The organism is Dysgonomonas sp. UBA7630, from assembly GCF_002483985.1.
Classification (GTDB): Bacteria; Bacteroidota; Bacteroidia; order Bacteroidales; family Dysgonomonadaceae; genus Dysgonomonas.
Genome location: NZ_DLIY01000025.1, coordinates 88,496 through 97,198, shown reverse-complemented (window position 1 = coordinate 97,198; position 8,703 = coordinate 88,496). Strand labels below are relative to the sequence as shown.

General features: G+C 40.9%; 11 protein-coding genes and 1 pseudogene. All 12 read left to right on the top strand.

Going from position 1 to position 8,703, the window contains the following annotated elements:
* Positions 1 to 580 (top strand): annotated as a pseudogene (locus B3P17_RS11280) (F0F1 ATP synthase subunit beta); the annotation flags it as partial.
* Positions 581 to 591: 11 nt separating this feature from the next.
* Positions 592 to 840 (top strand): ATP synthase F1 subunit epsilon, encoded by a 249-nt coding sequence (gene atpC, locus B3P17_RS11275; protein WP_006842277.1) that lies wholly within the window; start codon positions 592 to 594, stop codon positions 838 to 840.
* A 4-nt stretch (positions 841 to 844) separates the two neighbouring features.
* A complete protein-coding gene (locus tag B3P17_RS11270) occupies positions 845 to 1,243 on the top strand; it encodes a hypothetical protein (protein ID WP_252639186.1) in 399 nt (132 codons plus the stop codon).
* 1 nt (position 1,244) lies between these two features.
* Positions 1,245 to 2,345 (top strand): F0F1 ATP synthase subunit A, encoded by a 1,101-nt coding sequence (gene atpB / locus B3P17_RS11265; RefSeq protein WP_252639184.1) that lies wholly within the window; start codon positions 1,245 to 1,247, stop codon positions 2,343 to 2,345.
* 45 nt (positions 2,346 to 2,390) lie between these two features.
* Complete coding sequence (gene atpE, locus B3P17_RS11260) at positions 2,391 to 2,642, top strand: ATP synthase F0 subunit C (protein ID WP_006842280.1); 252 nt, start codon at positions 2,391 to 2,393, stop codon at positions 2,640 to 2,642.
* A 14-nt stretch (positions 2,643 to 2,656) separates the two neighbouring features.
* A complete protein-coding gene (gene atpF / locus B3P17_RS11255) occupies positions 2,657 to 3,157 on the top strand; it encodes a F0F1 ATP synthase subunit B (protein WP_006842281.1) in 501 nt (166 codons plus the stop codon).
* Positions 3,158 to 3,166: 9 nt separating this feature from the next.
* Positions 3,167 to 3,721: a F0F1 ATP synthase subunit delta gene (locus B3P17_RS11250; RefSeq protein ID WP_252639182.1), complete on the top strand. Its 555-nt coding sequence runs from the start codon at positions 3,167 to 3,169 to the stop codon at positions 3,719 to 3,721.
* Between the two features lie 70 nt (positions 3,722 to 3,791).
* A complete protein-coding gene (atpA, locus tag B3P17_RS11245; RefSeq protein WP_291105516.1) occupies positions 3,792 to 5,378 on the top strand; it encodes a F0F1 ATP synthase subunit alpha in 1,587 nt (528 codons plus the stop codon).
* A gap of 6 nt (positions 5,379 to 5,384) precedes the next feature.
* A complete protein-coding gene (locus B3P17_RS11240; protein ID WP_252639177.1) occupies positions 5,385 to 6,269 on the top strand; it encodes a F0F1 ATP synthase subunit gamma in 885 nt (294 codons plus the stop codon).
* A gap of 466 nt (positions 6,270 to 6,735) precedes the next feature.
* Positions 6,736 to 7,653 (top strand): aspartate carbamoyltransferase, encoded by a 918-nt coding sequence (gene pyrB, locus B3P17_RS11235; RefSeq protein ID WP_252639172.1) that lies wholly within the window; start codon positions 6,736 to 6,738, stop codon positions 7,651 to 7,653.
* A gap of 15 nt (positions 7,654 to 7,668) precedes the next feature.
* On the top strand, positions 7,669 to 8,130 hold the full coding sequence (locus tag B3P17_RS11230; RefSeq protein ID WP_006842286.1) for an aspartate carbamoyltransferase regulatory subunit: 462 nt from the start codon (positions 7,669 to 7,671) through the stop codon (positions 8,128 to 8,130).
* Complete coding sequence (locus B3P17_RS11225) at positions 8,127 to 8,702, top strand: flavin reductase family protein (protein ID WP_135103698.1); 576 nt, start codon at positions 8,127 to 8,129, stop codon at positions 8,700 to 8,702. The genes B3P17_RS11230 and B3P17_RS11225 overlap by 4 nt, the downstream gene beginning before the upstream one ends.
* The last annotated feature ends 1 nt before the right edge of the window (position 8,703 follow it).

The window sequence follows — 8,703 nt, the reverse complement described above, 5'->3', positions numbered from 1 at the left end:
AGAGATGGGTGCCATGCAGGAACGTATTACCTCTACACAAAACGGTTCCATCACTTCGGTGCAAGCCGTGTATGTGCCTGCCGATGACTTAACAGACCCGGCTCCGGCAACAACATTCTCTCACTTGGATGCTACAACAGTACTTGATCGTAAGATTACCGAAATGGGAATTTATCCTGCGGTAGACCCTCTAGGTTCCAGCTCTCGAAGCTTAGACCCTAACGTTGTTGGTCAGGAGCATTACGATACAGCTCAACGAGTGAAACAAATTTTGCAGCGCAACAAAGAACTTCAGGATATTATTGCAATTCTCGGGATGGAAGAGCTTTCGGATACCGACAAACAGACTGTAAACCGTGCGAGACGTATTCAACGATTTTTGTCTCAACCGTTTAATGTTGCAGAACAATTTACAGGCGTTCCGGGGGTAATTGTTGATATTCAGGATACAATCAAGGGCTTCCAAAAAATTCTGGACGGTGAAGTTGATCACCTCCCTGAACAAGCATTCTTGAACGTGGGTACAATAGAAGATGCAATGGCTAAAGGCGAGAAGATTCTTGCGCAAGTTGCAGGATAAAGAATTTACATATGAAAAAATCAGAACTTCAACTAAATATTATTTCACCCGAGGCTAAGCTATTCTCCGGAATGGTTGCTTCGGTTGTAATTCCGGGGATTCAAGGCAGCTTCGGGGTTTATCCCGACCATGCTCCTTTGATCTCGGCCTTGCAAAAGGGGGTTATTACCTATACCGAAAACGGTGTGGAAAAATCTCTCGAAGTAGGCGGTGGCATGGTGGAAGTGAATAATGGGGTTGTGACAATCTGTGTATCTTAAAGGGATGGATGTAAAAGTAAAATTAATTCTTTCTATTACCCTGTTTGGGATTGTTACAGGAGCTCTTATACAGGCTTTGCTCAACTATCAGTTTCCTGAGTTTTATCCCAAATGGTACGAAGGCATTCTGGCTTTCTTTATAATACTGGAGTCATTGGTTGTTTTGTATGCAGACTCATCGAGCCGTAAAGCCACACAAAGGCAAATGCTGAATGTATACATGCTGACTAAAGTAGTTAAAGTATTCGCCTCGCTGATCCTCATCGCAACCTATGCCGTGGTAATAAAAGAAAATATTAAAAGCTTCGTCCTTATTTTTATGATTTTCTATCTTCTTTTTCTCGCCTTCGAGTCATATTTGTTTCTAAGGATAGAAAAACGGTTAAAGAAAAAACAACAATAGTATGAAACACTATTTAAAATACATTTTAACTTCGGTTCTTTTACTTACTGTAATGGGCTTTCAACCTCTGGCAGCAGAAAACGCACAAGAGGCTCAGCCCGAAAAAGAATTGAACGTTAAAGAACTTATTCTCGATCACCTTGCTGATGCATACGAGTGGCATTTAACTTCGTTTGGCGATACACATATTTCCATACCGTTGCCAATCATCGTGAAAGGAGAGACTTCAGGCTGGCATGTTTTTATGTCATCTAAGTTCCATCATGGGCATGAGGCATACGAAGGCTTTTATATTGCGCAAGAAGGTAAATACAGAGGTAAGATTGTAGAAAAAAATGCTTCGGGTGAAGAAATACGTCCTTGGGATATTTCGTTGACCAAGAATGCAACCAGTTTGATAATCAGTTCTACACTTCTTATAATCATAGTCCTTAGCGTATCTAAATGGTACAGAAGACAAGCGAGAACGGGAGAGAAGAAAGCTCCGAAAGGCTTTGTCGGATTTATGGAGATGTTTATAATGAGTGTGCAGGACGATATCATTAAGCCGTGTGTAGGAAAAAATTACAGAAAATTTTCTCCCTATCTGCTTACTGTTTTCTTCTTCATTTTGTTCAACAACCTATTGGGATTGATACCTCTCTTTCCGGGAGGTGCAAACGTGACAGGTAATATCGCAGTCACTTTGGTGCTTGCCGTGTTTACATTCTTCACTGTAAACCTTTTCGGATCGAAAGAATACTGGAAAGAAGTATTTTGGCCAGATGTGCCTACTTGGCTCAAGGTGCCGATACCTATCATGCCTGCAATAGAACTGGTGGGGGTATTTACCAAACCTTTTGCGTTGATGATTCGTCTCTTCGCTAATATCCTTGCAGGGCACTCGATTGTACTCGGTCTTACCTGCTTGATATTCGTTACTGCAAATCTAGGAGCGGTGATCAATAGTTCGATGACTGTTGTATCTGTATTGCTGACCATATTTATCAGTCTGGTAGAAATATTAGTTGCATATATTCAGGCTTACGTATTTACTATGCTGTCGGCCGTATTTATCGGTTTGGCACAGATAGAGCCACATCATCATGCAGAAAAACATTAATATTAAAAGTAAATTAACAATTAAATAATTTTAAACTAAAGAATTATGTTACTATCAACTTTATTACAAGCAGCAGAAGCTGCAACAAGCTTAACAGGTTTTGGTGCTGCACTGGGTGCAGGATTAGCTGTAATCGGAGCAGGTATCGGTATTGGTAAAATCGGTAGTTCTGCTATGGAAGGGATAGCCCGTCAGCCGGATGCAGCAGGAGATATTCGTACATCTATGATTATCGCCGCAGCTCTAGTAGAAGGGGTAGCTTTGTTTGCTGTTGTAGTTTGCGGATTTATTCTATAAATTAGTAAATAGATATGAATTTACTATTACCTGAATCCGGCCTTCTTTTTTGGATGCTCCTATCTTTTATAGTAGTTTTCTTCGTTTTGGCCAAATTTGGTTTCCCTGTGATAACCAAAATGGTGGAAGAGCGCAAAAACTATATACAAGATTCGTTGGACGCAGCCCAAAAAGCCAATGAGCAATTGGCTTCGATAAAAGAAAAAAGTGATGAGATACTTTCATCAGCTAAGGCAGAACAGGTGAAAATCTTGAAAGAGGCGGCTGATACACGCGATCGTATTATAAACGAAGCACGTGAACAAGCCAAGATAGCCGGGGCAAAGGAAATGGAAGAAATAAGAAAGCAGATCCAAATGGAAAAAGATCAGGCTATACGCGACATTCGTCGTCAGGTAGCTGAACTATCTGTGGATGTTGCCGAAAAAGTTCTTCGAGATACCTTGAAAGACCCTAAAGAACAAATGTCAATGATTGATCGCCTAGTGGATGAAGCTATGGTATCTAAATCTTAATCAACTGTTATGAATGAAGGGATGATTTCTAAGCGATATGCTAAAGCTCTGTTGCTATATGCAGTGGATCAGAAAGCGGAGGATGTATTGTTTGCCGAAATGAAAAAGGTAGCATCGTCATTTGTCCGCGAACCCCGTTTGCGTATGGCAATGGATAATCCTACGTTGAATGCCGAAGATAAGCTTACGCTGGTAAAGGCTGCTGTGGGCGCAAAACCGAGTAACGAGTATATTCGTTTTGCCGAGCTGGTAGTCAAAAAAAGACGTGAAATGTATCTTCGAAATATTGCGCTCAGTTACATCGATTTGTATTGTGAAGCCAAGCACATCAATACCGGGAAGCTTGTTACTGCTACCCCTGTGGATGATGCTACAAAACAGAAGATGAAAAGCTTGCTACAGAAGATTAAACCGGGGACGCTTGATTTTGAAACAAGCGTAGATCCGGATATCGAAGGAGGCTTTATTCTGTATATCGACACATACAGGTTGGACGCCAGCGTAAAAAGCCAGTTGAAGCGTATCAAGCAAAAGTTTGTCGCCGAAAACAGTAAGATTGGATAATAGATACTCTACCTATTTGAAAAGAGCTATCCACGTATAGCTTTATAGTAACTTATAATTTGAATAAAATATGTCTGAAAATATAAAAGCAAGCGAAGTCTCCGATGTGCTGAAAATGCAGCTAGAGAATATCAGTAGCCGCGTACAGTTCGAGGAGGTGGGTACAGTTCTCTATGTAGGAGACGGTGTTGTTCGCATATACGGACTTAAAAATGCAGAGGCAAACGAACTTCTTGAGTTCGACAACGGTATTATGGCTGTTGTGATGAACTTGGAAGAAGACAATGTCGGTGCTGTATTGTTAGGCCCGTCAGACCAGATTAAGGAAGGATTTACCGTAAAACGTACAGGCCGTATTGCATCCATCAACGTGGGTGAAGGCATGTTAGGGCGTGTAATCAATCCTCTGGGCGAGCCTTTGGACGGAAAAGGCCCGATTACCGGCGAACTGCTGGAAATGCCACTGGAACGTAAAGCTCCGGGGGTAATATACCGTCAGCCTGTAACCCAGCCTCTACAGACCGGATTGAAATCTGTAGATGCTATGATCCCCATCGGACGGGGGCAACGTGAGCTTATCATCGGTGACCGCCAGACAGGTAAAACTGCAATTGCGATAGACACCATTATCAATCAAAGAAGCAATTATGATGCCGGAGACCCTGTATACTGTATTTATGTAGCCATCGGTCAGAAAGCCTCTACAGTTGCCAATATAGTAGAAACACTAAAAGAAAAAGGTGCACTTGACTATACGGTTGTAGTTTCGGCTACAGCAGCCGAGCCGGCCGCAGTTCAGTACTTTGCTGCGTTTGCAGGTGCAGCTATCGGAGAATATTTCCGCGATACAGGACGTCATGCCCTTGTGGTATATGATGACTTGTCGAAACAGGCGGTTGCATATCGTGAAGTATCCTTGATTCTTCGTCGTCCACCGGGACGTGAAGCCTATCCGGGTGATATCTTCTACTTGCACTCTCGTTTGTTGGAGCGTGCGGCTAAAATTATTAACCAGCAGGAAGTTGCCGAACAGATGAACGACCTACCGGCAAGTCTTAAAGGAAAGGTAAAAGCGGGAGGTTCCCTTACTGCCCTTCCTATTATCGAAACTCAGGCCGGTGACGTATCTGCTTATATTCCTACCAACGTTATCTCTATTACCGACGGACAAATATTCCTCGATATAGACCTCTTCAATGCGGGTATGCGTCCTGCCATCGATGTGGGTATATCTGTATCTCGTGTGGGAGGTTCGGCTCAGGTGAAAGCGATGAAAAAAGTTGCCGGAACATTGAAGATTGACCAGGCTCAGTATCGTGAATTGGAAGCATTTACCCAGTTTGGTGGCGATATGGACCCCGTTACGGCAATGACTATCGATAAAGGTAAGAAGAATACAGTATTGCTGGTTCAGCCTCAGTATGCGCCGGTACCTGTTGAAAAACAGATCGCCATACTGTATTGCGGAACAAATGGGTTGCTTCGTCAAGTGCCGGAAGATAAAATACATGAATTCGAAACCGAATTTCTGAGAACATTGGAAATGCAATATCAAGCTGATGTGCTGGATGTCCTGAAAAAAGGAGTCATCAACGAAGATGTGGAAACTAAAATCAGAAAAGTAGCCGCGGATATTGCTTCTCAGTACAAAAAATAATGAATTATGGCATCTCTTAAGGAAATAAAAAATAGAATTGGCTCTGTAAAAAGTACCAAGAAGATTACTTCTGCAATGAAGATGATAGCTTCATCTAAGTTGCACAAGGCGCAAAATGCAATCAGCAACTTCTTGCCTTATCAGCAGAAGTTGGATGTCATTCTGACTAATCTTCTGTCTTCTGATACAAGCTATGAGTCTCCTTTTATCCAAAAAAGAGAAACAAAAAGAGTCGCTATAGTTGGTTTTGCTTCCAACTCTTCGCTTTGTGGTGCATACAACTCGAATGTAATAAAAGAGTTTAGTACCGTTTACGCTAAAAAGAAAGAAGAGGTAGGAGCAGGGAATATCTTGGTATATCCTATCGGTAAAAAATTGGCCGACGCCCTGAAGAAACAGGGAATAGTGGCGCAAGGCGATTACAGGGATATGGCTGATAAGCCTACCTTCTTAGCCGTACAGGATCTTGCCAAAGAACTGATAAAGAAATATATTGATGGAGAAATAGATGAGGTGATCTTAATTTATCATCATTTCATATCTACGGGATCCCAGAAACTAAAGAAGACACAATTCCTGCCTTTCGATTTGGAAAGCGCTAAGCCCGAAGGTCAGCAAGACGAAAATATGTTTGCAGACTATATCTTGGAGCCATCGAAGGAGGAAATTCTCGATTCTTTAATTCCTACCGTGCTTTATTCACGCTTATATGCTGCTTTGCTCGATGCTAATGCTTCGGAACATGCTGCACGTATGATTGCTATGCAAATAGCATCAGACAATGCGGACGAATTGGTACAGGATCTGACTATTCAATACAACAAGTCGCGTCAACAAGCTGTTACAAACGAATTGTTGGATATTATCGGTGGTGCTTCGGCATTGCAGTGATAGGAGAAAATTCTTTATAAAATATAGCCCCGGACTTTTATAGTTTGGGGTTTATTTTTTCGTTTTTTTGATTCGTAAAAAATTGTATCTCAAAAAAAGTGACTACCTTTGTTGTAATATATAGAGAATTATGATGGAAAAAATAGCTTATATGCAACAGTATTATTTTCACGACAGTGGTTCCTGTATTTCCAATGAATTATTATTGATATAGATAGTATCCTCGAAGAAGTATTCTTTTTCGGGGATTTTTTTTGAAATAAATTGTCTTATATATAGATCTTTGCGGTAGTTGACTTATAATAGAAAAGTAACAATAAAAAGCAGCTGTAAAACTGTCACTTTTGTCACTTTTTGACATGTATGATGTTGTTTGTGAGTCGCTTGTGCTTTGGCTAAATGTGTCACTTTTTTCTGTTATCTTTTTGTTGAATATGAATTTTACTCTTACAAAATATAAATAGTTATGTGCAATAAAAGCTTGGTTTCAATTACAGATTATTCGAAAGAAGATATTCTGAGAATACTTAATCTGACTAAAAAATTTGACGAGCAACCTAACCGTAGGTTATTGGAAGGCAAAGTGTGTGCTACACTTTTTTTTGAGCCGTCGACACGGACACGCCTTAGTTTTGAGACTGCAGTAAACCGCTTGGGCGGACGCATCATAGGCTTTTCGGATGCGGCTACTACCAGTTCATCGAAAGGAGAGACGCTGAAAGATACCATACTGATGGTAAACAACTATGCCGATATTATAATCATGCGACACCATCTGGAAGGGGCTGCTCGTTATGCTTCGGAGATTTCTTCTATACCGATCATTAATGCCGGAGATGGAGCCAATCAGCACCCTACGCAGACAATGCTTGATATCTATTCTATATTTAAGACTCAAGGTACACTTGAGAATCTCACAATAACGATTGTTGGTGACCTGAAATATGGGCGTACAGTGCACTCTCTGATCATTGGGATGTCGCATTTCAACCCAACCTTCATATTCGTTGCACCTGAAGAATTGCACCTTCCCGATCCGTATAAAGCCTTCTGTGACGAACATGGGATAAAGTATTCGGAACATACAGATTTTGATTCAGAGGTGATAGATAAAGCGGATATCCTGTATATGACACGTGTACAGAGAGAACGTTTTACCGACCTGATGGAATATGAAAAGGTGAAGAATGTGTATATTCTCAAGAATGATATGTTGGCAGGAGCAAAAGACAATCTGAAAATATTGCATCCCCTGCCTCGTGTAAACGAGATACAACAGGATGTGGATGATAGCCCTAAGGCTTATTACTTCGAACAGGCTAAGAACGGGATGTTTACCCGTGAGGCTGTGATATGTGATGCATTGGGTATAGAAGTTGAATAAATAAAATATCAAGATATGAATGAACGTAGAAAAGCAATGCAGGTAGCAGCATTATGCAACGGAACAGCCATAGATCATATTCCTCCCAGCGTAGTGTTTAAAGTAGTATCATTGTTGGAGCTCGAAAAGCTGGATAATCCTATTACAATCGGAAATAATCTGGAAAGTAAGAAGATGGCTTCAAAGGGAATTATCAAGATCACAGGTAAATATTTTGAAGAAAGCGTGATCAATAAGATTGCGATCATAGCACCGAATGTAGTTCTCAATATCATTAAGGATTACGAGGTTGTAGAAAAGAAAAGAGTGGTTTTACCTAAAGTAATCAATGGAATTGTAAAGTGTAACAACCCGAAGTGTATTACAAACAATGAGCCTATGACTACACGTTTTGAAGTCATTGACTGTAATAACACAGAGCTGCGCTGTCACTATTGTAACATTAAAATTCAGAAAGACGAGATTATCCTGAAATGAAGCAAGATTGGAAGCCGGGAACACTGATATATCCTTTGCCTGCCGCCATGATAAGTTGTGGCAGTACTCCCGAAGAATATAATATTATAACTCTGAGTTGGCTCGGTACTATCTGTACCAATCCCCCGATGTGCTATATTTCGGTAAGACCCGAAAGGCATTCGTATGAGATTATAAAGCGGGATATGGAGTTTGTAATAAATATCACAACGGAAGATTTAGCTTTTGCTACCGACTGGTGCGGAGTGAGATCGGGTAAGGATTTCAGTAAATTTGACGAAATGAAACTTACTCCGGGGAAGGCATCAATTGTTCAGGTTCCCATCATCGAAGAATCTCCGTTAAACATCGAGTGTAGAGTGCGGGAGATACTCAGTTTAGGTTCGCATGATATGTTTATTGCCGATGTGGTAAATGTAAAAGCTGATGAAAAGTATATTGATCCGGAAACCGGAAAATTTAGTCTCGAAAGCGCAAAACCGATTGCATATTCTCATGGTCAGTACTATGGCTTAGGAGAAAAGATTGGAGGTTTCGGCTGGACTGTCAGAAAAAAGAAAGAGGAACTGTAAA

Excerpts from the sequence above, each read along its gene's own strand:
- atpC (WP_006842277.1), top strand. The coding sequence starts at position 592 with ATGAAAAAATCAGAACTTCAACTAAATATTATTTCACCCGAGGCTAAG.
- B3P17_RS11270 (WP_252639186.1), top strand. The coding sequence starts at position 845 with ATGGATGTAAAAGTAAAATTAATTCTTTCTATTACCCTGTTTGGGATT.
- atpB (WP_252639184.1), top strand. The coding sequence starts at position 1,245 with ATGAAACACTATTTAAAATACATTTTAACTTCGGTTCTTTTACTTACT.
- atpE (WP_006842280.1), top strand. The coding sequence starts at position 2,391 with ATGTTACTATCAACTTTATTACAAGCAGCAGAAGCTGCAACAAGCTTA.
- atpF (WP_006842281.1), top strand. The coding sequence starts at position 2,657 with ATGAATTTACTATTACCTGAATCCGGCCTTCTTTTTTGGATGCTCCTA.
- B3P17_RS11250 (WP_252639182.1), top strand. The coding sequence starts at position 3,167 with ATGAATGAAGGGATGATTTCTAAGCGATATGCTAAAGCTCTGTTGCTA.
- atpA (WP_291105516.1), top strand. The coding sequence starts at position 3,792 with ATGTCTGAAAATATAAAAGCAAGCGAAGTCTCCGATGTGCTGAAAATG.
- B3P17_RS11240 (WP_252639177.1), top strand. The coding sequence starts at position 5,385 with ATGGCATCTCTTAAGGAAATAAAAAATAGAATTGGCTCTGTAAAAAGT.
- pyrB (WP_252639172.1), top strand. The coding sequence starts at position 6,736 with ATGTGCAATAAAAGCTTGGTTTCAATTACAGATTATTCGAAAGAAGAT.
- B3P17_RS11230 (WP_006842286.1), top strand. The coding sequence starts at position 7,669 with ATGAATGAACGTAGAAAAGCAATGCAGGTAGCAGCATTATGCAACGGA.
- B3P17_RS11225 (WP_135103698.1), top strand. The coding sequence starts at position 8,127 with ATGAAGCAAGATTGGAAGCCGGGAACACTGATATATCCTTTGCCTGCC.